The organism is Salinimicrobium oceani, assembly GCF_012037645.1.
Genome location: NZ_JAAVJR010000904.1, coordinates 1 through 393, shown reverse-complemented (window position 1 = coordinate 393; position 393 = coordinate 1). Strand labels below are relative to the sequence as shown.

1 protein-coding gene is annotated in these 393 nt (G+C 41.0%); it reads left to right on the top strand.

The annotated features are described in order from the left end of the window. Nucleotides 1-332: DUF1622 domain-containing protein (locus HC175_RS19980; RefSeq protein ID WP_209310139.1), on the top strand; the 332-nt coding region annotated here is incomplete at its 5' end. Between the last annotated feature and the right edge of the window lie 61 nt (nucleotides 333-393).

Below are 393 nucleotides of genomic sequence, written 5' to 3'. Positions count from 1 at the left end.
AATTTATAGGATTGGCAGCTATTACAATTGAAGTTGCAGGAGTACTTGTCATGGTGATAGGACCTTTTTTCGCTCTTTACAGGTATTTTTTCCATGAGCACGAGGATGGCAGCACCTATCGTACTTTTCGCCACGATCTTGGAAAGGCAATTCTACTGGGCCTGGAATTTCTTGTGGCAGGAGATATTATTGCTACAGTAAGTACTGCTCCAAAAATGGAGAATGTACTCGTTCTTGCAGTAATCGTTGTAATTAGAACCTTTTTAAGCCTTTCTTTGCAGGTGGAACTCGAGGGCAAATGGCCCTGGCAAAAAAGAGAAATCGGAGATTAATTCATGGAGATCATTTCATTTGAACCTAAATATGCCAAAGATTTCTGGGACCTGAACATCG